Below are 548 nucleotides of genomic sequence, written 5' to 3'. Positions count from 1 at the left end.
CCGATGCCCAGAACGGCGTCAACGCAGTGGGCAGCCCCTACAGCAACATCGTGGCCGGCACCCAGGTGCTGCACGCGCGGGTTGAGAGCGCCACCGTGGCCACCGGCTGCGCGACGCTCGTGGAGCTCGTCCTCATCGTGAACCCCACGCCAGCGGTGCCCGCCGCGATCAGCGACTACGTGTTGTGCGACAGCGATGCCGACGGGTTCGCACAGTTCGACCTGAACACCAAGGAGACCGAGATCACGGAGTCACAGCCCCCCTTGGCGGCCGATCTCGACCTGATCCTGACCTACCACCTGAGCGCTGCGGATGCCCTGAGCGGCAACGATCCGATCCCCAATGTGGGCAACTACACCAACACCGGCAACCCGCAGACCATCTTCGTGAGGCTCGAGGGCGAGAGCAACGGCTGCGCCGGCACCGGCAGCTTCGAGATCCGCGTGGACCTGCCACCGGTGGCGGTGCTGCCAGCGCCGCTGCAGCTCTGTGACGACGGGGTTGCCGATGGAGTGACCGTCTTCGACCTCAGCGTCAGGGACAGCGAG

1 pseudogene is annotated in these 548 nt (G+C 67.0%); it reads left to right on the top strand.

What is annotated here, in order from left to right:
* Positions 1–548: pseudogene (locus tag ESY88_RS21290) on the top strand (hypothetical protein); the annotation flags it as partial.

The organism is Subsaximicrobium wynnwilliamsii, from assembly GCF_007997225.1.
Classification (GTDB): domain Bacteria; phylum Bacteroidota; class Bacteroidia; order Flavobacteriales; family Flavobacteriaceae; genus Psychroserpens; species Psychroserpens wynnwilliamsii.
The sequence above is the reverse complement of the archived record's forward strand: the minus strand, read 5'-3'. Positions and strand labels throughout refer to the sequence as shown.